Source organism: Thermogladius sp. (assembly GCF_049970955.1).
In the GTDB taxonomy this organism is placed as follows: Archaea; Thermoproteota; Thermoprotei_A; order Sulfolobales; family Desulfurococcaceae; genus Thermogladius.
Genome location: NZ_JBMFLY010000127.1, coordinates 1 through 1112, shown reverse-complemented (window position 1 = coordinate 1112; position 1112 = coordinate 1). Strand labels below are relative to the sequence as shown.

Sequence of the window (1112 nt, the reverse complement as noted above, 5' to 3'; positions counted from 1 at the left end):
CGAGGTGCTCGAGGCTAGAAGGGGTGTGAGGGTCCTCGGCCACCCCCTGACCAAGAAGCTCATCAAGGACTTCTACGGGTTGGAGCCCGACTTCAAGCCGGTGGCCGACGGCGAGAAGCTACCGGTGGGCCCGCTGACCCTTAAGTTCAGCCACGTCCCGTGGCTCCACTGGCCAGAGACCATCGTGACGCAGGTGGAGGAGCTGGGCGTGCTCTTCACCTGCGACGTCTTCGGCTCCTTCGGTTCCCACAGGGCCGTAGCTTTAAGGGAGCTCGGCGAGGAGCAGAGGAGAGAGTACTACGCCCTCGCACGGAAGTACTTCGCAGGCGTAGTGGCCCACTACAGGGACTTCGTGGTCAAGGCGTCCGGTAAGCTAAAAGAGGCGATATGGTCGAGCGAGCTTGTGGCCCCAGGCCACGGGCTCGTCCTAGATAGAGCGGAGGCAAGCGTTCTACTCGACCTATACCTGGACTGGTCGACTAGCAGAGGCGGTAAGGTCGTGCTGCTATACGCCTCCATGTACGGGCACTCCGAGAGGCTAGTGGTGGAGTTGGGCCGGCGCCTCAAAGAAGAGGGCGTGGAGGTCAGCGTGCGCGGTTTCACCGACAAGCACCGGCACCACGTCAGCGAAATCGTCAACGACGCCCTCGGGGCCGGCCTAATAGTGGTCGTCTCGACCGTCTACGAGAACAGTGTGTTCCCCCTCGTCAAGTTCGCACTCGAGCTGGTGGCGCACAAGGCGGGTTGCGGCAAGGTGCTATTCGTAGACGTCCACGGGTGGGGAGGCAAGGGCGCCGAGGCTAAGAAGTTGCTGGAGTCTCTAGGGTGCTCCGAGATAGCAGTGCTCGAGCTAAAGCCCTTCGAGGCGTCGACTAGTGCCGAGAGAGTAGTCCAGCAGGTGCTGGACCTCCTCTCCAGGCGACCGGGCCGACAGGAAGGTTCGTGAAAAGGACGGCGCGGGGACCAACTGAGGGCCCGACGTTCTCGGCGAGCTGGTGGAGGGTAGTGCTCTGTAGTTACAGGTAGCGTTTCCGAATGGGAGTGGGGCTCGCCTACCTCATCGGGTCTAATGGGCGTCCTTTTCCCCCACCCCGCCTCCGCCCAGCCCCGTT

Annotated in this window: 1 protein-coding gene; it reads left to right on the top strand. The window is 62.6% G+C overall.

Going from position 1 to position 1112, the window contains the following annotated elements:
* A partial coding sequence (locus ACP5VX_RS07300) for a hypothetical protein (protein ID WP_428725215.1) occupies positions 1-946 on the top strand: 946 nt, incomplete at its 5' end.
* Between the last annotated feature and the right edge of the window lie 166 nt (positions 947-1112).